The following is a 20,990-nucleotide window of genomic DNA, read 5'->3' on the forward strand; positions in this document are numbered from 1 at the left end:
GGCTCAGGCCGCCGCGATCGCCGCCCGGAAGCGGCGCAAGGTCAACGCCAGGACCACCGCGCCGATGGCCGCCACCGCGACGAATTGCGGCCACACCACATCGAGGCCGGCACCGCGGTAGAGGATCGACTGGGCGAACGACACGAAATGGGTCGATGGCGACGCCTTCATGATGGTGGCAAGCCACACCGGCTGGCTTTCCACCGGCGTCATCCCGCCCGACAACAGGTTCATCGGCACGGCGACGAGGATATAGAGCAGGCCAAGCTGCGGCATCGATCGCGCGATGGTGCCGAGAAACAACCCGACGGCGGTCGCGAAGAACAGATAGAGCACGGTGCCCACCATGAACAGCGGGATCGAGCCCATGATCGGCACGCGCAGATACCAGCGCACGACGGCGTAGAGCGCGATGGCGACGGCGACGGCGATCACCAGCGCATTGGCCCAGATCTTCGACATCGCGATCTCCAATGGCGACAGCGGCATGACCAGAAGATGGTCCATGGTGCCATGCTCGCGCTCGCGCACCAGCGCCGCGCCGGCCAGGATGATCGCGAGCATGGTGACGCTGTTGATGATGCCCATCACGCCTTCGAACCAGGCGGTGGTGACGTTGGGATTGAACGCGATCCGCGTCACCAGGTTGACCGGCGAGGACGAGGACGTCTCCGAGCGGGCCACGAACCAGGCAACCTCGGTGTTGATGATCTGCAGCGCATAGCCGGAGCCGATCCCCGCCTGGATCATCGCGGTCGCGTCGACGTTCACTTGCACCGAGGGCTTGCGGCCCGCCAGGACGTCGCGCTGGAAATTCGGCGGGATGTCGAGCACGAAGGTGAAGCGGCCGTTGTTCATCAGCCGCTCCACCTCGCTCTGGCTGATGTAGACCGGCGGCTGGAAGTAAGGCAGCTGGAATACGCTGGCGATCCGACGCGACAGCTCGGAGCTGTCCTCGTCGACGACGGCGATCGAGGCGCGATGCAGCTCCTGCGAGCTGCTCTGCGCCTGGCTGATCACCGCCACCGTAAACGAATAGATCACGAGCCCGATCAGCACGGCGTCGCCGAACAGGCTGCGCAGCTCCTTGGTTCCGAGCCAGAACACGTTGGAGAGCGAGCGCATCATCGCTCAGGCCTCTTGCTTCGGCAGCATCGCCAGGCTGAACCCTGTCAGGACGGGAATGAAGATCAAGAGGATCAGGATATCGGCGCCGACATCGGCGAAGCCAAGTCCCTTGGTGAAGGTGCCGACCGCAATCGGGCGGTAGTAGGTCATCGGGAACACCATGCCGATCAGCTTGGCCACGCCGGACAGCGACGACACCGGGACCAGCATGCCCGAGAACTGCGTCGCCGGCAGCACGGTGAGGATCGCGGTGCCGAACAGCGCCGCGATCTGGGTCCGGCAAAAGGTCGAGATCAGCATGCCGAAGCCGGTCGTGGTGACGACATAGACCAAGGTGCCGACCATCAGCGGTAGAAACGCGCCCTTGAGCGGGACGCGGAACAAGACCATCGCCATCACATACATCAGCACGAAGTTCACCAGCGCGACGGCGATGTACGGCAGCTGCTTGCCGAGCAGGAATTCAAGCCGCGTCACCGGCGTGACATAGAGATTGGTGATCGACCCCAGCTCCTTCTCGCGGACCACCGCGAGTGCCATCAGGATCGCCGGAAACAGCGCGAGCAGCAGCGCGATCGTGCTCGGAGCCATGGCGTAGATGCTGTCGAACGCCTGGTTGTACTTGAACCTGATCTCGACATTGACCGGCGAGGCCGGCAATGGCTGCGTCGTCTTGACGGCGGGATCGGAGAGATAGAGCTGATGCGTGCCTTCGAGATAGCCCCGGATGGTCTCGGCGCGGAACGGCATCGCGCCGTCGATCCAGGCCGACACGAACGCCGGCCGGCCGCGCTTGATGTCGACGCCGAAGTTCGGCGGGATTTCGATCGAGGCCTTGATGTCGCCGCTCTTCATCCGCCGCTCGAGCTCGGCGTAGTCGGCGAGCGGCGGCCGCTCGACGAAGTAGCGCGAGCCTCTGAGCTCCGCGAGATAGGCGCGGCTCTCGGGCGACTGGTCTCGGTCGAGCGCGGCGAAGGTCAGGTTGTTGACGTCCGTGGAGATGCCGAAGCCGATCACGATCATCAGGAACGCCGTTCCGAACAGCGCGAACATCAGACGGATCGGGTCACGGATCAGCTCGAGACCTTCGCGGATCGTATAGGCCAACAGCCGCCGCAGGCTGACGGCGCCCCGCCGTCGCTCCTCGCGCGGCCGGTCGGCGGGCTTTGGATCGGGCCTCGCCTGGGTCAGCGTGACCGGCGGATCGGCGACACCAGCGTCCTGCTCGAGGAAGGCGATGAAGGCCTGCTCCAGCGTCTGCGCGCCCTTGGCGCGGATCAGGCCGTCCGGCGTGTCGGTCGCCAGCACCCGCCCCTCATGCATCAGCGACAGCCGGTCGCAGCGCGCCGCCTCGTTCATGAAATGCGTCGAGACGAAGATCGTCATCTCGTCCCGGCGGGACAGCTCGATCAGCAGGCGCCAGAACTGATTGCGCGCCACCGGATCGACGCCCGACGTCGGCTCGTCGAGGATCAGAAGATCCGGCCTGTGGACGATCGCCACCGCGAGCGACAAGCGCTGGCGGATGCCGAGCGGAAGATCGGCCGCGAGGCCGTCGATGTGATAGGTCAGGTCGCAGCGCTCGACCAGCTCGGCAATGCGCTTCTCGGCGGCGTCGCGCGGCAGATGAAACAACCGCGCATGCAGCACCAGGTTCTGCCGCACCGTGAGCTCGCCATACAGCGAGAACGCCTGCGACATGTAGCCGACCCGGCTGCGTGATTCATGATTGCCGGCCTCCATGGAGCGGCCGAAGATCAGCGCCTCGCCTTCGGTCGGCGGCAGCAGCCCGGTCAGCATCTTCATCGTCGTGGTCTTGCCGCAGCCGTTGGAGCCGACGAAGCCGAAGATCTCGCCCTTGCGGATCTGGAAGTTGACGCCGTCGACCGCGGTGAAATCGCCGAAGCGGCAGGTCAGGTCGCGCGCGACGATCACGGTCTCGTGGCTGCCGTCGAGCCCGGTCTTGGCCGGCATCTCGGCGCGGTCGCGCGCCGAGCGGTCGGGCAGCAGCGCGACGAACGCATCCTCGATCGAGGCGGCCTGCGTCTGCGCCTTGAGCTCGGCCGGCGTACCGGTCGCGAGGATGCGCCCGTCGTTCATCGCGATCAGCCAGTCGAAACGCTCGGCCTCCTCCATATAGGCGGTGGCGACGATCACGCTCATGCCCGCCGCGCTGCGCGCGCGCAGGCGGTCGATCAGGTCCCAGAACTGCCGCCGCGACAGCGGATCGACGCCGGTAGTCGGCTCGTCGAGGATGAGAAGATCGGGATCATGGATCAGCGAGCAGCACAGGCCGAGCTTCTGCTTCATGCCGCCGGACAGCTTTTTCGCCGGCCGGTCGGCGAAATCGGACAGCGCCGTCGCCTCCATCAGTTCGGCGATGCGCCAGTCGCGCTCGGACCGCGACTGGCCGAACAGCCGGGCGAAGAACGCGATATTCTCGCGCACGCTGAGATCGGGGTAGAGATTCTTGCCGAGGCCCTGCGGCATGTAGGCGATCCGCGGACACACTTGCGTGCGGGCGCGCCGGTCGGCCATGTCGGCCCCAAGCACGCGCGCCTGTCCGGCCTGGATCGCACGCGCGCCAGCCAGGATCGACAGCAGCGACGACTTGCCGACGCCGTCCGGGCCGATGAGACCGACCACGCGGCCTGCGGGAATGTCGATCGAGACGTTGTCGAGCGCGACCACGTCGCGATAGCGCTGCGAGACGTCCCTGACCATCGCGACCGGAGACGCATCGCCGATCATGTCGGCCATCATGGCGCTGCTTGCAGGCGCGCCGGCCATGCGACGTCGGAATTCCACCTGACATACGCCACGCCCGGCAATCCGCTCCTCACGGCATCGGCATGCGCGGCCAGCCTGTCCGGATCGACGCGCACGCGGATGCGAAACATCAGCTTGTCGCGCTCGCTGCGGGTCTCGACGGTCTTCGGCGTGAACTGCGCCTGGCTCGCCACGAACGACACTTTCGCCGGGATCGGACGATCCGGATAGGCATCGAGCACGATCCGCGCGTCGGTGCCGATCTTGACCTTGCCGACCTCCTCGGTCGGCAGGAACACGTCCATGTAGACATAACCGATGTCGAGCATGGTGAAGATCTTGCCGCCCGCGGCGAGGACTTCGCCGACATTGGCGAGACGATATTGAATGCGGCCGGGCTTTGGCGCGATCAGTGAGTTGTCGGCGATCTGAACGGTGTAGAGCGCGACGTCGTGACGGACCGCTTCGAGCCCGCGTTCGGCTTCGAAAATCCGCGCCTGCGCGCCGGCAAGGCCGGCGGTCGCAGTGTCGAGCGCCTGCTGGCGCTGATCGGCCAGCTCCCGTGTGGTCCAGCCGCTCTGCAGCAGGCTGCGGGTGCGCTCCATCTCCTGCTCGGCGAGCGTCTTCTGCGCCTGCAGTTGCGCGAGATTGGCACGGGCCTGATCGACCACGTGCTGCGCCTGCTCGGCCTGGGCCTGCGCCTTCGACAGCGACTGCTGCAGCTCCTTCGTGTCCATCCGCGCCACGATCTGCCCGGCCTCGACGCGATCGCCGATATCGGCGCGCAGCTCGGCGACACGGCCGGCATATTTGGTCGCGATGTCGATCTCGTCAGCCTCGATGCGGCCATTGCTGACGCTGATGCCGAGGGGCAGCGGCGGATGCAGCCGCTGCCACCAGACGTAGCCGCCACCACCGGCCGCCCCGACGGCAAGGAGGAGCACGAGAAGCGGCCACACTGCCCACCTGCGCCGCGGCTGATGGGACACAGGAACCGGCATCGCCGGCGTGGGAACGACGGCTGCGGTTTCAGCACGGACGCGCTGAACGGGCCGTTCGTCGCCGGCGAGTTGCGTGTCCTGTGGATCCATTCCGAAAAACCTTCTCCGCTGAAGCATGGCGCTCGTTTGCCATAGGCGCGGGAGAATCCGTTGACACAGCTCAACCAGCCCCGCGCATGCCGCCGAAGCCTGTGATCACGTTTGGGTTACGGCGCGGAATCCGACGTCGCGATGGCATGGATCAGCAGCAGACTGCTGAAGATGACGAACAAGGCGAACGCCTGGAATTCGCGTGGCGACATATCGAGCAGGACGAGCATCCACTCGATCGGCAGACCGGCGAGCATGAGCAGGAGAAGGCCGGTTGCCGCGACGAAGATGCCATCGAGGATCCTCAACACGATCGTCTTGGACGTCATGGCGTGCTCCCCGTTAAGGACACGCGCGCGGTCGGCTGCCCGCGGCTGCCTCCGCAATCGCCCCGGACCTCCCGCGGGGTCAGCCCGTACTGGCGTCGGAACGAGCGATTGAAGTGCGAGAGATCGCCGAAGCCGACATCATAGGCGATGCTGGCAATCGCAAGCTGGCCATGGGCCGGGTCGCAGAGCATGCGATGCGCGTTCGCAAGCCGCACGCCGGACAGGAACGCGGAGAAGGTGGTGCCGTCGATCTCGAACAGGCGCTGCACGTAGCGTGGCGTGACGTTCAATTTCGCCGCGATCGTCGCCACCGACATGTCGCGGCGCCGGCTGTTGGCGATGAGGAACGATTTTGCGAGCTTCAGCCGCGCCGCGCGCAATCCTCTCGCGCGCATCGTCTCGGCCAGGTCGGCGGCCGGCCCGATCGACAGCGCGAGCAGGTCCTGGACGTGGCGTACCGACAGATTGAGCAGTTGCGCATCGATCGCGCCGCTGCTGGCCATGAGCCAGCCCGCATAGTGGTCGAGCAGCTGCAATGCGCCGCGATCGACCGGCATCGGCCGCATCAAGGCATCCGCGATGCTGACATCCGCGGCTTCGACCATCACGCGCGGCATCAGCAGCGTGAACGATCGACCATTGCTGGTGCGATGGAACGCGCTCGCATCGGCGCCGCTGAGGATCGCCGCCTCGCCTTCGCGCAGCTCGCGGATCTGCCCGGCGGACTCGACGAACGCTGTTCCCTGGCGATTGATCGCGAGGATCACATTGTCCGCACCGTCGGCAAGATAGCGGCCGGACCGCGAGATGCGCGCCGGCGTGGCCCAGGCATCGAGCAGTTGCAGCCCCGGCAGGGTCAGGGCCCGATTGCGCGCCTTGAACGCGAGATCCGGCGCGGGCTCGAAATCGACACGCAGCATGACCTGGCCGTAGTGCTCGCGCCAGAACGCCGCGCGCTCCGGTTCCGGAATGTTGTCGGTCGAGAATTCGACGATGCGCGAATTGAAACCTGACATGCGATCACCCGAGACAATCCGAAACTGAAACCTGGAGCCGCGCGCTCCATCCAAGGCGGAATCGATAGCGTCATCGCCGCAAACGCGGCGTCCTCCGATCAGAGGATGTCGCCTGTCGGAGGATGGCCGAATGTGAACTGGGTCACGCGCGGTCGTGCCAGCCCTGCCGATCGTCGCCGCGCGCCAAGACACAGGGCTTCGGGAGTGATGCCGTCTGCGGCCTTACAACCAACGAGGACGAGGATGACACTCACTGGACGATGTTTTTGCGGAGCGGTCGAAGTCGAGGTGTCCGGGGCGCCAGAGGCGATGGGCTATTGTCACTGCCGGTCGTGCCGCTCGTGGTCGGGCGGCCCTGTCAACGCCTTCAGCCTGTGGAAGCCGGACGCGGTCAGGATCGCAGCCGGCACCGAGCACGTGGCGATGTTCCAGAAGACGCCGTTGAGCCAGCGGCAGTACTGCGCCAAATGCGGTGGACATTTGATGACCACTCATCCGCCGCTCGGGCTGGTCGACGTGTTCGCGGCAACGCTTCCGGATCTCGATTTCAAGCCGGCCGTGCACGTGAACTATGCCGAGACCGTGCTGCCGATGCGCGACGGCCTGCCGAAGCTGAAGGACTTTCCGCGCGAGTTCGGGGGCTCGGGCGAAGCCGTCGCTGAGTAGCCTGGCGATGCCGAGCCCCGGAGCATGACAGGCTCCGGGGCTCGGCCGGCGTCCTTCTCATATCTCATCAGTCGAGCAGATGCCGATGATCGTGGATCAATCGGCGCGCGGTGCGCAACCGCGACTCCTGAAGCGCGGCGAGCACGGCCCGCGCCATCCGGCGCATCCGACGTCGAATTCTGTGCGACTGTCGCCGCACGCGCGGCACAGGGATCCTCATCACTCATCTCCGGCCAAGTGAAGCTCCGATCGTGCGCCACTCCTCAGCCGACGGCCTGGGCAGGCCTGCCAATCTCGCGGCTTCGCGCGACCGTCGCGCGATGAACCTCACGCGCCGCATGCCGACCCATGAAGGGGAATATCGTCCACGCGCCCGGGTTGATTATTCAGACCGGCGCACCCTTTCCCGGTCATGGCAGCGAGGTCACCGTGCAGAGCGAGTTCTATTCGCGGGCGTTGGACGCCATCTATCAGGGCTTTGCGGAACCGGATGGCATCACGGACGCACTGGATTGCGTCCGGGAACTGACGAGGTCCGAGGGTGCCACCTTCGAGGTCATCGACCCGATCGTCCGGCAGCCCCTGACCTTTCACAGCAGCGGTGTTGCTGCGGCCGAGGGCGACGACTACCTCACCTACTTCGCGCCCCGCAATCCGCGCCTGCGCATGGCGCTGAACCAACAGCGCGGCGAACTGGCCTGGGACTATCAGGTCATGGACGAGAGCGCCATGAACCGCGATCCGTTCTATGCAGAGTTCCTGCCGCGCGCCGGGCTTCGCTATTTCCTCTCAGCGGTGCTGGAGCGGTCGCCGCAGCGGATGGTCGCCCTGACCCTGCAGCGAACGCCGCGGCAGGGCCATGTCGGCAAGGCCGACATCGCCCTGATGCACCGCCTCACGCCCCATCTGCAGCGCGCACTTAGAATGCGAAACAGCCTCGTCACAGCCTATGGCAACGATATCGGCACGACCGCACTCGATGTGCTGAAGGACGGCGTCGCACTGCTCGATCCGAGAGGCGAGATCGTCTACCTCAATCCGAGCCTGCAAGCCATCTCGGCAGACGGCGCCATGTTCCGGATCGAGAGGCGCGGCATCGTCTTCGCCTCGGCCGATCTGCGCAATCGCTATGCGCGCGCGCTCAGCGCGGCGACGCGTACCGACGGCCTGATCGGCAAGGATGCCGCGCTCGATTTCCTGGCGCCGCGTCCAGGCGGCTTGCCGCCTTGCACGATATCGCTGCGCTCCCTGCACAAACGACACCCTCGTTCGGATTGGCCCGCTGCGATGGTGGTGATGCTGGTGCGTGATCCGATGCGGGACAGCCCGGCGGCGCATCTGCTTCAGGACCTTCATGGTCTGACCAGGGCGGAGGCGCAACTGGCCTGTGCGCTGAGTACCGGCATGACTGCGGTCGAATATGCCGCGCATCGCGGCATCAAGGTCACGACGGTCTACACGCATCTCAAGCGCACCCGGGAGAAGACGGGATGGCGCAGCGTCGCCGAGCTGACGCGGCGCATCCACGAGATATCGATCGGTCTGCTGAATGCCGATCCTTAAGTCGCGGAAAACGCCGCGACCTGCTGCGCCAGCGCATCGCGCACGCGCACGACGACGTCGGCATAGTCACGTCGCGCGTCCTGGCGGAACAGCCGCACGCTCGGATACCAGGGACTGTCGTCACGGCCGAGCAGCCAGCGATAGTCCGGCGTGAAGGGCAGCATGATCCAGGTCGGCTTGCCAAGCGCGCCGGCCAGATGCGCCACGCTGGTATCGACGGTGAGGACGAGGTCGAGACTGTCGATCAGCGCAGCCGTGTCGACGAAGTCACGGATGTCGGCGGTGAGATCGAGAATGTCGTCGCGCGCGGCGAGCGCGGCCTTGTCGGACGGCCGCGGCTCCTTCTGCAGACTGACGAACCGCGCCCCAATCTTGAGCAGCGGCGCGAGCGCCAGCAGCGGAATCGAACGGTTGTGATCGTTGAGATGCGAGGGGTTGCCGGACCAGACGAGCCCGACCCGCAAGCGGTCATGCGGACCTAATCGCTGCTCCCAGATCGCCCGGCGCGCCTCGGGAGGGCGCGGCAGATAGCACGGCGCGGCAGGGATGGTGTCGAGCCGGGTGGCGAAGGCGAGCGGCAGGCTCGACAGCGGGCAGTGATAGTCGATGGAAGGCAGCGCATCGATGCCGCGGGCAAGGCACTGCGCCACGCCATCCAGGCCGGACAACAGCGGCTGCAGCGGCGCGTCGACCTCGAGCACCACGCGCGCGCCCTGCGCCGCCACCAGGGTGGCGTAGCGCGAAAACTGGATGGTGTCGCCGAGCCCCTCGTCGCTGTGCAGCAGGATCGTTTTGCCGGCCAGCGGCGCATCGGCAAGCCACAGCGGCGCCTCGAAGCTGCGCTCGACGAAGCCGACGGCACGACATTTGCGTCCCCATTCGCGCGCCGCCCAGCCACGGGCGAAGTCGCCGGTCAGCAGCCGGAACAGCGCCGCGTTCCAATGCGCATCGGCGAGGTCCGGCTTCAGCGCGACGGCGCGATCGAAGCTGTCGAACGCCTCGGCGAAACGATGCAGCTCGGCCAGCGACGTGCCGCGATGATTATGGAAATCCGCGGTCTGCGGCCGGAGCGCGATCGCCTTGTCGAACATGGCGACGGCGTCATCGTGACGGCCGAGGTTCTGCAGGATGCAGCCATAGCCATTGGCGACGTCGGGATCGTCAGGCGCCAGCGCCTGCGCACGGCGGCCGAACGTCTCGGCTTCCTGGTAGCGGCGCAGCCGCCGCAGCGCGATTCCCGTCAGATACAGCACGCCCGCCTGATCGGGCATCAGCCCCAGCGACTGCCCAAAGCGCGTGATGGCCTGCTCATAGTGACCGGCATCGAAATGCAGTGCGCCGGCCTTGTTGGCCGCCTCGAGGTGGTCAGGCCTGAGCTGCGCCACCTGATCGAAGGCCAGGGCCGCCTCGTCGCGCCGCCCCTGCGCTTCCAGCACCTCGCCGAGACGAAACCACGTCGCGGCGCGATCGGGCGCGAGCTGCAGCAGCCGATCGCAGGCCAGCGCCGCCTCGGCGTGCCGTTGCTTCGCCTGCAGCAGTTCGCCGAGCGCATCCCAGCTCTCGACCGCATCCGGCTGCAGTTGCAGCGCGCGATCGTAAGCCTTGATCGCTTCATCGGTGCGGCCGGCGAGCCGCAGCGCCTGCGCCAAGCCGACGAAGGACTCCGCGGCCGACATGTCCTGCCGAACGGCGCGGGCGAACCACTCAATCGCATCATCGGCGCGCTTGAGCGCCAAGCAGACCTGTCCCATCGCACGCAGCGCGTCGAGCGAGGCTGCGTCCAGCGTCAGCGCGCGGCGGCACGCATCCTCGGCCTGCGCGAACTGTCCGGCGCGCAGCAGCCGCAAGGCCGCGGCACACAGCGCATCAGGCGTATCGCTGTGGCCCATCGATCCGGATTTGGCCGGGGGCTTGCCGGCGGACCGGCGCGGCTTGTGCTTCATCAGGGGATCTCTGCGCTCGTGCTGCAAGCGGTAGATGATTCCCCGATGCGCGGAAAGATTGCGCCGTCGTCAGGCGACCGGCGCCGGTGCCAGCGGCGCCGCCTCGAGGCCGCCGAAGCGGCGCTCGCGGCCGCGGAAGGAGGCGAGCGCCTGGGCCAGATCGGCGGCATCGAAATCGGGCCACATGCGCTGGGTGAAGTGCAGCTCGGCATAGGCACCTTCCCAGAGCAGGAAGTCCGACAGGCGCTGCTCGCCGGAGGTGCGGATGATCAGGTCGACGTCGCGCAAGCCGGCTTGGCCGGTCACGAGGTCGGAGAACGCCGCACGCGTCAGGCCGTCGATGTCGCGGGCCTTCGCCGCCGCCGCGAGGATGGCGTCGCGCGCCGAATAGTCGACGGCGATGCGCAGATGCAGGGTGCTGCCGTCGCGGGTCGCCGCTTCGGCCCGGCCGATCGCGTCGGCGATGCCGCCGGGCAGCCGGTCGCGGCGGCCAATCACGGTGAGGCGGACGCCGTTGCGCACCAGCGCCTCCACCTCGCTGGCGAGATAGATCCGCAGCAGCGCCATCAGCGCTGCGACCTCGGCCCGCGGGCGTCGCCAATTGTCGCTGGAGAACGCATACAGCGTCAGCGTGCCGATGCCCTGGTCGGGCGCGGCTTCGACGACGCGCCGAATCGCCTCGACGCCCGCCTCGTGCCCGCGCAGCCGCGACAGGCCCTTGCGCGTCGCCCAGCGGCCATTGCCATCCATGATGATGCCAACATGCAGGCCATCCACCACAGCAGGCGATTGAGGTTGCAGACTACTTTGCATTGCAAAGCTCCAGGTCAAAAATAAACGCGATGCGAGAGTCAGACGCGGCCCGGGATCAGGCCGGCCGACGATGGCGTGTGCTCCTTGCCGGCAGCGGCCGCGGCGTCGCGGACGAGGCGCTCGAGCACGGCGAGATAGTCGAGGAAGCGGCGGCGTCCCGCCTTCGTCAGCCGGCAGGTGGTATGCGGGCGATTACCCTCATAGCCCTTGGTGACCTCGACGAGACCGGCCTCCTGCAGCACCTGCAGATGCCGCGACAGATTGCCGTCGGTCAGCCCACAGAGCTGCTTGAGGTCGGCAAAGGCGAGACCCTTCGGGTGCGCCATCAGCGAGGTGAGCAGGCCGAGCCTTGCCTTCTCGTGGATGACGCGATCGAGGCCGTCATAGGAGAACGGCGCGCTGCCATCAGTCTTCGACATCGGACTCTCCGGTCGCAAAATACAGAATGCCCGCCATCAGCCCCTGTCCGATCGCGAACGGAAGCCCCATCGTCCACGGCGACAGCGCATGCGTGGCGCTGCCGACCAGCAACACGGCGAAGCCGGCCATGAAATAGAACGCCCCGGCAAGCGCTACCGTGCGCGGCAGCGAGCGCACCGACGCGAACACGCCGAGCGACATCAGGATCTGCCACAGGCCCGGCAGCATCCACAGCGCCTCCGGCGCGAACTTCCACAACAGCACCGCGAGCAGCACGCCGGCGATGCCCGCTGGCAGGAACTGCTCGACCGCCTGATGGATCATCGCGTCTGCAAGGCCGGAATGATGCCGGCGCGATCGCGCCCGCATCTCGAACCAGATCATGGTCAGCGACACGCAGGCTGCCGCCGCCCATCCGAGCAGGAACGTCCACGCGTCGGCCGTCGGGTCGCGCAGAAACAGCTGCTGAAGCAGCGCAGTGACCAGCGCGACGGCCGAGGTCGCGGCCATCGTCGCCGGCCCGTAGCCGCGAAATGCCGTGCCCGCCGCAAGCTGGCTGCGGATCGCGATGATGTCCGCCAGCGCCTTATCGAGATCGCGCATGTCTCACCTGAAGCCGGTGACCGGCTCTTTTAACTTTGCGGTACAAAGTATATACGAACGCAAAGTCGATGCAAGCCCGCGCGATCCCGGAAGCGCGCCTGCGTCAGCCGATCGGTCGCGCACGCCGACCCGCTCGGTCGAGGGTGTCAGTAATACTGATAGCGGTGCACGCGGCGCGGCGGCGGCATGTCGACATAGACCGAGGGGCGGCGGCGGGCAGGATCGAACGCGACGCGCGGATTGATGCCGCAGCCTGCATTGCGCCCGGAGGCACTCGCCCGGCATTGCTCGAAGGTCTGGTAGTAGCAGTCACCGGGGTAACCGACGCCTCGGCCCTGCACACACCAGGGATAGTCGTAACCGCCTGCGGAGGCCGGCGCGATACCGCCACCAAGTGCAACGCCGACGAGGCCGGCTGCCATCATCATAACCTTGCGCATGATCTGTTCCTCTTCTGGCCGGAGGGTTGCACCACACCGGCATGGTCAAAAAACGACAAATCGGCGGAACGGATCACCAACCAAGGCAGTGACGTGTCGCCTGCGCGGCACGTCACCTTCAGCCCTCGACACCCGTCTGGCGGGCTGGCGCCTCATCGAAGACCTGCCGCGGCGCGCGGCCCGGCGATCGCGGCGTCGCCTACTCGTCTCATTCGACCTTCAGGCCGGCGAACTCGACGACCTTCTTCCACTTCTCGGTCTCGGCGACGATCTGGGCGCCGAACTGCTCCGGCGACTGGATCAGCGGCTCGCCGCCGAGATCGACGAGACGGGTCTTGATCTCGGGCTCGGCCAGGATGGTGTTGACCTGCTTGTTGAGCTTCTCGATGATCTCCTTCGGCGTGTTCTTCGGCGCGCCGATACCGAACAGCGCGCTCGCCTCGTAACCGGGTACGGTCTCGGCGACGGCCTGGACGTCCGGCAATTGCGTTGAGCGCTGCTGGGTGGTGACGCCGAGCGCCCGCAACGAGCCGGAGCGGATGTGCTGGATGATGGAGGGCATGTTGTCGAAGATGACCTGCACCTGGCCGCCGAGCATGTCGGTGATCGCCGGCGCCGCGCCGCGATAGGGCACGTGCTGCATCTTGGTTCCGGTCATCGCCATGAACATCTCGCCCGACAGATGCACCGAGGTGCCGTTGCCGGACGAGGCCATGTTCACCTTGCCGGGGTTCGCCTTGAGATAGGCGATGAACTCGGCGACGGTCTTGGCCTCGATGTCCTTGTTGACGGTCATCACGTTGGGGACGCGGTTGAACGAGGCCACCGGCGCGATATCGCGGACGAAGTTGAATTTGAGATTGGTGTAGAGGCTGGCATTGATGTAGTTGGCCGGATTGACCAGCAACACGGTGTAGCCGTCCGCCGCCGCGTTCACCACGGCATCGGTGCCGATATTGTTGCCGGCTCCCGGCTTGTTCTCGACGATGAACTGCTGACCGAGCGTCTCGGACAGCCGCTGGCCGATCAGCCGCGCCAGGATGTCGGTCGCGCCGCCCGGAGGATACCCCACCACGAAGCGGACGGGACGGGTGGGATAGTCGGCCGCGGAGGCGTTGCGAACAGCAGCGATGGACGGGACGGCGGAGGCGATCAGACCAAGCGCGGTACGACGTGAAATCATGCGTTTCCTCAGGCATTATCGTTGGGCGGCGGTCAACGAGCCGCCAGGATCTATTGTAACATCGATTGTAACAGAGTGCCGCGATGGCGGCGAGATCGATGTCCCATCAGGAGGGAAGAGCCCATGCCGGTCAAGGTCGATGCGCTCGATCATCTGGTCATCAATGTCGCCGACGTCGAGCGCACGACGGCGTGGTATCAAGCAGTGCTGGGCATGACGGTCCAGGTGTTTGATCCCGGACAAGGCAAGGCGAGGCGCACGTCGCTGCTGTTCGGGAACCAGAAGATCAACGTGCGACCGAAGGACGCGGACAAGGTCGACTGGTTCACGGCCGACCACGTCGTGGCCGGCAGCGACGACCTCTGCTTCCTCACCACCAGCACCCCCGACGAGGTTGTGGCGCATCTCAGGGCGCTCGGCGTCGCCATCGAGGAAGGCCCGGTCGCCAAGCAGGGCGCGCGCGGCACCCTGCGCTCGGTGTATTGCCGCGACCCCGACGGCAGCCTGATCGAGATCTCGTCGTATCAGGATTGAGCCGGGGCCACGCCGAGGTCATTGCCTCGCGGTCTCGCCGCTCTTCTCCATTTTGGCGGCGATCTCGCTGCGCGACCATCCGGTCAGTTGCGCGAGATCCGTCGCCTCCCTGGCGAAGCGTGCGGCGAGATTGTCCTGGTAGGTCTTCGCCGCTGGACAGGACGCCTCGCCCCGCCAGGGGTGGTGCTGGACATAGCGGCCCTGGAAATTGCTGCGGTCCTTGGTCTCGATGAACACGATGTCCTCGGGGAACGTCTTGGCATCGTAGCGCACGTGCAGCCGGGTCGCGTAGGCATCGGAGCCGCCACGGCGCGTGGTGCGGAACGAGGCGTCGTCGTCGCTGCCGATCCAGCGCGCGCCGAGCTCGACCAGCTCCCTGTTGCTCATCGGATCGGCGGCGCAGGTGTCGCACCATCCCATGTCCCAGGCATATTCGACGAACACCGCCTGCATGTTCTCACGCGCGACGGCGCGCTCGAACAGCGCCTTGTAGAACGGCCCGAACTCGTCCTTCACATAGAGCGGGACATCGATGTCGGATGGGATCTTCACCGTGCGATAATTGGCCGCCTCGATGCGGCCGCTCCTCGTCAGGGTATAGATGATGAGGTCCTGCGGTCCCCTGGCATTGACCGTGCCGAGCCGCAGCGGCACCATGAACTTGGCGCTCCGGTAGCGTACCTGCAGGGGCCGGAGCTGACCGTTCCCCAGTCCCTTCATCCGCTCGACATTGACCTTGGCGACGAAGAACCGCATGCCCTGCCTGATGTAGCTGCCGAGCACGGACTCCGCGCCCGCCGGGATGCGATAGTCGTTGTCGGTCAGCCAGCGGGTCAGGCCGTCGCTCTCCTGCGCCGACAGGATCAGCACGTCGTATTCAGCGACGTCGTAGCTGGCCTCGACGGTGACGCCATAGTTCCGCCGGGCCATCTCGTAGACGGCGCCTGCCATCATTGGAGCCGCGGACATGGCCCGCGCCGCAACGACGACCGGCGCGCAAGGGTCGGCATCATGATATTCAACCAGCCGCGGCGCGGTGTATTTGTCGAGATGATCGATCGTCTTCGGCTCGACCACACCGATCTGCTTGCGCTCGATGAAGGTCGGCACGGGAACGACGACCGCGAACTCCTTCACGTCGCCCTCGAAGTCGCTGGCCATCGTGATCGCGGTCTGCTCGCCGTCGCGGGCCAGCACGACCTTCGACGACTGGTTGAACAGTTTTGCATCCGCCTGGGCGACATAGAAGCCGCAGAAGGCATTCGCCGGCGCCATCGCCGCGTTGGCCAGGATCGCGGTAGCCGCGACGCCGGTGCGGAAGAGCTTGTTGTCACGCGGGGTCATGTCGACACTCCTTCGGGAACGGATGAACGCCAGGAAAAGCGGGTCTCAGGGACGAGCCGATCGAGCAGCAGCGTCAGCGGCGACAGCGCGATCAGCGCCACATAGAGCGCCGGCCGCATCTGCAGGGCGAAGGTGAGGTAGTGCGCCGCGACCGCAACGCTCAGCGCGAACAGCAGCCGGCCGACGCGCGAGTCCGGCGAGGTGCGCGGGTCGGAGATCATGAAGAAGGTGAAGATCAGCAGCGAGCCGCTCTGCAGCTGATGCAGCGGAATCGCCAGGGGATCGCCGAGCCAGGCGGCGCGCAGCAGCAGGAGCGCGGCGTGACTTGCGAAGAAATACAGCGCGATATCCACCCGGCGGGACGCGCTGAGCACGAGGATCGCGAAGAAGCCGGCGAGGCTCGCGAACCAGATCTCCGTACCCCATTGGCCCGGCGAGATCCACACGCTCTTGGAGCCGAGCAGCAGCCCCACGATCGCGAGCCCGGCCGGGTTGAACATGTGCCTGCCGTCGATGCGCAGCACGAATTTGGAGCCGATCGCGATCATGGCCGCCGCCGCATGCAGCCACAGCGCATCGGCGCGCAACAGCAGGCTGAGCGAGAGGCCGGTGATCAGCGGCGATTTGAGATCGAGCGGCATGCCGGCGATGCGGCAGCAGGCCACCTGCGTGAGCAGCGCCATGGTGACCGCGATCACGCTCGCTGCGGGACGCGCGCCGAAATCGATCGCGGCGAAATTGATCGCCAGCAGCGTCGCCAATGCCGCGATCTGGAAATAGCGCGCATCGGGCAGCCGCCATGGTCGTGGCTCGGCCTGCATGCAAACCTCCGGGCGTGTCTTGCCGCGCCATTGGTCGCCCGCAGACGGAGACGGGTTCAATCCCGATTTGATCGCGGCGGCGCGAGGTGGCAAAAGACGACGACAAGAACGAAGCGGCCGGAGACAGGCCGTACTCAAGAATGGCGGGAGCGAAGATGAACGGAACGACGATGGCAGCGGGCACGGTGACGCCGTTCGACGGCATGGACGTGCCCTGGCTGTTGAAGCTGCGCAGCGAGACCCGGCGCGACCATCCGTTCCTGATCTCCGCCCCGTTCGATGCGCCGGCGCGCCGCTGGACCTATGGCGCCTTTCACGACCGTGTCGGCGCCTTGGCCGCAGGGCTGGTCAAGCGCGGCGTCCGGCCTGGCGATGCCGTGCTGATCCATCTCGACAATTGCGTCGAGGCGATGCTCGCCTGGTTCGCCTGTGTCGAACTCGGCGCATTCGCCGTCACGACCAACACGCGCTCGGCAGCCGCCGAAATGAGCTACTTCGCCGAGCACTGTCGCGCGGTGGCGGCGATCACCCAGCCGGCCTATGCCGAGATGATCGCAGCGCATTGCCGCGGTCTCAAGTGGATGGCCGTGATCTCGCACGATCCCGGTCAGGCGGAGGCGCCGGCCGTCGGACGCGGCGAGCGCTTCGAAGCGCTGTTTGCCGACAGTGCCGACCGGCCGCGGCGGCCGGCCGACCCGCTGGCGCCTTGCAGCGTGCAATACACCTCGGGCACGACGTCGCGGCCGAAGGCGGTGCTGTGGACGCATGCCAACGCGCTATGGGGCGCCAAGGTCAATGCCGTGCACGAGGACCTTCATCAAGGCGACGTGCACCAGACCTATCTGCCGCTGTTCCACACCAACGCGCTGGCCTATTCGATGCTGGCCACGCTCTGGGTCGGCGCGACCTGCGTGATCCAGCCGCGCTTCTCCGCGAGCCGCTTCTGGAGCGTCGCGCTCGAGCATGGCTGCACCTGGACCTCGACCATCCCGTTCTGCATGAAGGCGCTGCTCGACCAGGAGGTGCCGAAGCATCACAAGTTCCGGCTGTGGGGTACGGCGGTATCCGAGCCGCCTGCGTTTGCCAGGTTCGGCATCAAGATCATCGGCTGGTGGGGCATGACCGAGACCATCACCCACGGCATCGTCGGCGAGATCGACCAGCCCAACGCGCCGATGTCGATCGGCCGGGCCGCACCGGAATACACCATCCGCATCACCGACGATGACGGCCGGCCCACCGAGGTCGGCGCCACCGGCAACCTCGCCATCAAGGGCGTGCCCGGCCTGTCGTTGTTCGCCGAGTATCTCTACAACGCCGAAGCGACCCGCACGAGCTACGATGCCGACGGCTTCTTCCTCACCGGCGACCGCGTCACGCGCCTGGCCGACGGCTTCATCAAGTTCGGCGATCGCACCAAGGACATGCTCAAGGTCGGCGGCGAGAACGTCGCGGCGTCCGAGATCGAGCAGGTGATCATCACCGTGCCCGGCGTGCGCGAGACCGCCGTCGTCGCCAGGAAGCATCCGATGCTGGACGAGGTGCCGGTCGCATTCGTGATCCCGCAGCCCGGGATCGCGCGCGACGAACTTCCCGGGAAGGTGCTGGCCGCCTGCCGCGCCGGCCTCGCCGACTTCAAGGTGCCGCGCGAGGTGAAGCTCGTCGACGAGATGCCGCGCTCGACCCTGGAGAAGGTCGCAAAGGCCGAGCTGCGCAAGCTGCTGGATTGAGGAGGATCGAGCGGCTCGACCTCAAGACATCTCCACGCGGATCGGCAGCTTCTTCGGCCCGTTGACGAAAGTCGCCTGCGTCATCTTCACCGGGCCCGCCGGCGACAGCGACGCGAGGCGCGGCAGCAACTCCTCGAACAGGATGCGCATCTCGAGCCTGGCGAGATGCTGGCCGAGGCAAAGATGCGCGCCATAGCCGAAGGCGACGTGCCGGTTCGGCTTGCGGTCGCAACGAAACGTGTCGGGCTCGTCGAACACGGCTTCGTCGCGATTGCCTGACGCGTAGCACAGCATGAGCCAATCGCCCTTCGCGATATGGCGGCCGCCGAGCTCGGTGTCGGCGGTGGCGCTGCGCATGAAGTGCTTGACCGGCGTCATCCAGCGGATCGCCTCGTCGACGAGTCCGGCGATTAGCGCGGGATCGGCCTTGACGCGCGCGAATTGTTCGGGGTCTTCCGCCAGCGCCCAGATCGCGCCGGCGGTCGACGACGACGTCGTGTCGTGGCCTGCGGTCGCAACGATCATGTAGTAGCTGGTGCGGTCATGCAGCGGCATGTCCTCGCCGTTGATCCTGGCATTGGCGATGACGGTGGCGAGATCGTCGCGCGGATTGGCCCTGCGGTCGTCGGTGATGCGCTGGAAGTAGGCGGCGAAATCCGCGACCACGGCCTGCAGCATGGCCGCGAACACCTCCGCCGACAGCGCCTCGCGCACCCGCGCGGTGTCCGGATCCTGCGGGCCGAACAGCTCCTGCGTCAGCTTGAGCATGCGCGGCTCATCTTCTTCCGGCACGCCGAGGATCTCCATGATCACATGCAGCGGATAGCCGAGCGCGACGTCCGCGACGAAATCGCAGACGCCGCCATTGGCCGCGGCCTTCGCCGCCATGCGGTCGACGGTCGCACGCGCGATCTGGCGAATGCGCGGCTCGAATTTGGCGATGTTGGCCGGCATGAACCAGCCCTGCGTCAGCGCGCGATATTTCGGATGGTCCGGCGCATCCATCTGCACCAGCGAACGCACGAGATTGGGCTGGCCGGTGATCTTGTGAACGCGCTCCAGCACCGCCTTGTTGGTCAGGGTGGTCGCACGGTCGGCATTGTGGAACAGATCGTTCTGACGGCTGATGGCGAGAATGTCAGCGTGCCGCGTCACCACCCAGAACGGATCGAACGCATCGAGCTCGGCCCGCCCGAGCGGGTTGTTGGCGCGCAGCCAGCGATAGGCATCATGGATGCGGTGGTCGGCGTAGCAGGCCGGATCGACCAGCGCGGCGGCGATGGGCCCGGGAATGACCTCGCCGGCCTGTTCGGCTGCGCCCATGCTGCTCCTCCCGCCTTTCATCGATTGGCGGGTAGGATAGTGCGCCTCCGCCGAGATGCACTTGCGTCGAGCAGCTACCGCCGGGCGATGGATGCGCTCTCAGGCGATCGCGTCAATGCGCGCCCATCGCGACCGGGCGGAACGCCTGCAGCAGTTGCTGGTCGAGCTTCGGGCCCATGTTCTCCATGATCTGGAACGCACGGGCATGGGTGAAGGCCGGCCGATAGGCGCGGTGCTCGATCAGCGCGGCGTAGATGTCGACGATCGTGGTGAGGCGCACGATGTCGCTGATCTGCTCGTTGTGCAGCCCGTCAGGGTAGCCGGAGCCGTCGAGGAACTCGTGGTGATGCAGGATCACGTCGAGCATCTCCGGCGGGAAGCCGCCCTGCCGCCACAGCGCCTCGTAGCCGCGGCGCGGATGCTGGCGCAGCAGCGCGATCTCCTCCGCCGTCAGCTTGCCCTGCTTGTCGAGGATCGCGACCGGAATGAACGCCTTGCCGACGTCGTGCAGCAGCGCCGCGCGGACCAGCCGGCGCTGATCGTCGTCGCGCATGCCCAGATGAATCGAGAAGCCGACCGCAAGCCCGGTCACGAACAGGCAATGCCGGTAGGTGTCGTTGTGGTGACAGCCGACCACGGTCATCCATTCGCGCAAGGACGAGTGCTTGATCGCCTTCAGGATCTTGTTCTCGGCCGCGACGATGTCCTCCATCGTCAGATGCGCGCCGGTGGGCAGCTTCTCGAAGATCTTGACCATGATGGCCTGCGCGGCCTCGACGCCGCGATTGAGCAGCTTACCGCGATCGGTCTCATCATAGCCGTCGTCGGCGGGGAGCGCCGAGCGGATGCGCTGCAGCACATCGGCGGGGCTGAACGGCCGCGCGATGGTGTCGGTGGCGCCGAGCGCCCACGCCTGCATGGTGGCGTGGTGCAGCGCCTCGGCCAGCACGAACAGCCGGGGCACCTCGCTATAGGCGCGCGACGACAGCTTCTTGCGCACCCGCTGCACGCTCTCCGGCGAGCGCAGGTTGATGTCGACGATCACGCCGGAGAAGCGGTTGCCGGGGTTCTCGGGGATTTCGGTGGTCGGCATCATGTCGACGTCGCCGACCGAGCGCAGGATGCGCGCCAGCTCGCTGCTCTGGTCACCGCGATCCGACGCGAGCAGGAGATGGCGCCTGTTCGCGGTCTGGGTCACGGTCTGCTTGGCTGTCGCGCTCATACGGGCTCGCCCCCTGCGGTTTGCTGCTCATGCAAGTTACCGGGATACGGGT

At 66.5% G+C, this 20,990-nt stretch carries 19 protein-coding genes; 4 read left to right on the forward strand and 15 right to left on the reverse strand.

Going from position 1 to position 20,990, the window contains the following annotated elements:
- Positions 1–3: 3 nt before the first annotated feature.
- The 5 genes from ACQR1H_RS26470 to ACQR1H_RS26490 all read right to left on the reverse strand — a co-directional run bounded on the left by ACQR1H_RS26470 (position 4) and on the right by ACQR1H_RS26490 (position 6,333).
- A complete protein-coding gene (locus tag ACQR1H_RS26470) occupies positions 4–1,128 on the reverse strand; it encodes an ABC transporter permease (protein WP_434839951.1) in 1,125 nt (374 codons plus the stop codon).
- 3 nt (positions 1,129–1,131) lie between these two features.
- Entirely contained in the window at positions 1,132–3,879 is a 2,748-nt protein-coding gene (gene rbbA, locus ACQR1H_RS26475) for a ribosome-associated ATPase/putative transporter RbbA (protein WP_434908443.1), read from the reverse strand.
- An 8-nt stretch (positions 3,880–3,887) separates the two neighbouring features.
- The gene (locus tag ACQR1H_RS26480; protein ID WP_410053158.1) at positions 3,888–4,988 is read right to left on the reverse strand and encodes an HlyD family secretion protein; all 1,101 of its coding nucleotides are present in this window, start codon (positions 4,986–4,988) and stop codon (positions 3,888–3,890) included.
- A 116-nt stretch (positions 4,989–5,104) separates the two neighbouring features.
- A complete protein-coding gene (locus ACQR1H_RS26485) occupies positions 5,105–5,317 on the reverse strand; it encodes a hypothetical protein (RefSeq protein ID WP_316179121.1) in 213 nt (70 codons plus the stop codon).
- Positions 5,314–6,333: a helix-turn-helix domain-containing protein gene (locus ACQR1H_RS26490; RefSeq protein WP_316179119.1), complete on the reverse strand. Its 1,020-nt coding sequence runs from the start codon at positions 6,331–6,333 to the stop codon at positions 5,314–5,316. The genes ACQR1H_RS26485 and ACQR1H_RS26490 overlap by 4 nt, the downstream gene beginning before the upstream one ends.
- 243 nt (positions 6,334–6,576) lie before the next feature.
- On the opposite strand from ACQR1H_RS26490, the gene ACQR1H_RS26495 reads away from it, so the two are divergent.
- Together ACQR1H_RS26495 and ACQR1H_RS26500 are read left to right on the forward strand one after the other, a co-directional pair.
- Positions 6,577–6,999, forward strand: a complete 423-nt coding sequence (locus ACQR1H_RS26495; RefSeq protein ID WP_316179117.1) for a GFA family protein — start codon at positions 6,577–6,579, stop codon at positions 6,997–6,999.
- 348 nt (positions 7,000–7,347) lie between these two features.
- On the forward strand, positions 7,348–8,562 hold the full coding sequence (locus tag ACQR1H_RS26500) for a helix-turn-helix transcriptional regulator (RefSeq protein WP_434908422.1): 1,215 nt from the start codon (positions 7,348–7,350) through the stop codon (positions 8,560–8,562).
- Here ACQR1H_RS26500 and ACQR1H_RS26505 read toward each other — a convergent pair.
- The 6 genes from ACQR1H_RS26505 to ACQR1H_RS26530 all read right to left on the reverse strand — a co-directional run bounded on the left by ACQR1H_RS26505 (position 8,559) and on the right by ACQR1H_RS26530 (position 13,964).
- The gene (locus ACQR1H_RS26505) at positions 8,559–10,505 is read right to left on the reverse strand and encodes a tetratricopeptide repeat protein (protein WP_434908423.1); all 1,947 of its coding nucleotides are present in this window, start codon (positions 10,503–10,505) and stop codon (positions 8,559–8,561) included. The genes ACQR1H_RS26500 and ACQR1H_RS26505 overlap by 4 nt on opposite strands.
- Positions 10,506–10,574: 69 nt before the next feature.
- Positions 10,575–11,318: a di-trans,poly-cis-decaprenylcistransferase gene (locus ACQR1H_RS26510; RefSeq protein ID WP_316179114.1), complete on the reverse strand. Its 744-nt coding sequence runs from the start codon at positions 11,316–11,318 to the stop codon at positions 10,575–10,577.
- Between the two features lie 38 nt (positions 11,319–11,356).
- Complete coding sequence (locus ACQR1H_RS26515; protein ID WP_315803873.1) at positions 11,357–11,737, reverse strand: winged helix-turn-helix domain-containing protein; 381 nt, start codon at positions 11,735–11,737, stop codon at positions 11,357–11,359.
- Positions 11,724–12,341 (reverse strand): hypothetical protein, encoded by a 618-nt coding sequence (locus tag ACQR1H_RS26520; RefSeq protein ID WP_315715042.1) that lies wholly within the window; start codon positions 12,339–12,341, stop codon positions 11,724–11,726. The genes ACQR1H_RS26515 and ACQR1H_RS26520 overlap by 14 nt, the downstream gene beginning before the upstream one ends.
- A gap of 146 nt (positions 12,342–12,487) precedes the next feature.
- A complete protein-coding gene (locus tag ACQR1H_RS26525; RefSeq protein WP_434908424.1) occupies positions 12,488–12,781 on the reverse strand; it encodes a DUF3551 domain-containing protein in 294 nt (97 codons plus the stop codon).
- A gap of 208 nt (positions 12,782–12,989) precedes the next feature.
- Positions 12,990–13,964 carry a Bug family tripartite tricarboxylate transporter substrate binding protein gene (locus ACQR1H_RS26530; protein WP_316179112.1) on the reverse strand — a complete coding sequence of 325 codons (975 nt, stop codon included), beginning with the start codon at positions 13,962–13,964 and terminating at the stop codon, positions 12,990–12,992.
- Positions 13,965–14,087: 123 nt separating this feature from the next.
- Between ACQR1H_RS26530 and ACQR1H_RS26535 the strand changes: the two genes are divergently transcribed.
- Entirely contained in the window at positions 14,088–14,498 is a 411-nt protein-coding gene (locus ACQR1H_RS26535) for a VOC family protein (RefSeq protein ID WP_315803876.1), read from the forward strand.
- An 18-nt stretch (positions 14,499–14,516) separates the two neighbouring features.
- On the opposite strand, the gene ACQR1H_RS26540 is transcribed toward ACQR1H_RS26535, so the two are convergent.
- Positions 14,517–15,842 carry a DUF2330 domain-containing protein gene (locus ACQR1H_RS26540; RefSeq protein ID WP_434908425.1) on the reverse strand — a complete coding sequence of 442 codons (1,326 nt, stop codon included), beginning with the start codon at positions 15,840–15,842 and terminating at the stop codon, positions 14,517–14,519.
- On the reverse strand, positions 15,839–16,663 hold the full coding sequence (locus tag ACQR1H_RS26545; RefSeq protein ID WP_316179108.1) for an RnfABCDGE type electron transport complex subunit D: 825 nt from the start codon (positions 16,661–16,663) through the stop codon (positions 15,839–15,841). Before ACQR1H_RS26545 ends, ACQR1H_RS26540 begins: the two co-directional genes overlap by 4 nt.
- Positions 16,664–16,818: 155 nt before the next feature.
- Here ACQR1H_RS26545 and ACQR1H_RS26550 point away from each other — a divergent pair, with 155 nt between their 5' ends.
- The gene (locus ACQR1H_RS26550; RefSeq protein ID WP_434908426.1) at positions 16,819–18,393 is read left to right on the forward strand and encodes an AMP-binding protein; all 1,575 of its coding nucleotides are present in this window, start codon (positions 16,819–16,821) and stop codon (positions 18,391–18,393) included.
- Between the two features lie 21 nt (positions 18,394–18,414).
- On the opposite strand, the gene ACQR1H_RS26555 is transcribed toward ACQR1H_RS26550, so the two are convergent.
- Both ACQR1H_RS26555 and ACQR1H_RS26560 read right to left on the reverse strand, forming a co-directional pair.
- Positions 18,415–19,716: a cytochrome P450 gene (locus ACQR1H_RS26555; RefSeq protein ID WP_434908427.1), complete on the reverse strand. Its 1,302-nt coding sequence runs from the start codon at positions 19,714–19,716 to the stop codon at positions 18,415–18,417.
- Positions 19,717–19,828: 112 nt separating this feature from the next.
- The gene (locus ACQR1H_RS26560) at positions 19,829–20,938 is read right to left on the reverse strand and encodes an HD-GYP domain-containing protein (protein ID WP_315803881.1); all 1,110 of its coding nucleotides are present in this window, start codon (positions 20,936–20,938) and stop codon (positions 19,829–19,831) included.
- Positions 20,939–20,990 lie beyond the last annotated feature (52 nt).

Origin of the sequence: Bradyrhizobium sp. HKCCYLRH2015 (assembly GCF_051168215.1) — a bacterium.
In the GTDB taxonomy this organism is placed as follows: Bacteria; Pseudomonadota; Alphaproteobacteria; order Rhizobiales; family Xanthobacteraceae; genus Bradyrhizobium.